Genomic DNA, 255 nt, shown 5'->3' on the forward strand with positions numbered 1-255 from the left:
TCCTGCCATGTATATGTTTTATAAGTTCTTCCGGCTTTGTGACACCTTGAGATATGGCCTTGGCCACCATACGGTAACTTTTGGAATCCACATTGGATATATAGTTGCTTATCCTGATGTTACAGCGTTGCAGACATGTGTCAAGCTTTACAAGCTTTCTTGATATATCCTTGCTAAGGTCAAACATCATTCTGTTGTATTGTCTGAGCTGCTGGATGACAGGCTCGGGAACATAGCTTCCACGGATTAACTCCT

Annotated in this window: 1 pseudogene; it reads right to left on the bottom strand. The window is 42.4% G+C overall.

Annotated features, from left to right (window positions below):
- A pseudogene (locus I6E24_RS17675) lies at positions 1-255 on the bottom strand (IS110 family transposase); the annotation flags it as partial.

It is taken from the genome of Bacteroides caecigallinarum (assembly GCF_021530995.1).
GTDB lineage: Bacteria > Bacteroidota > Bacteroidia > Bacteroidales > Bacteroidaceae > Phocaeicola > Phocaeicola faecigallinarum.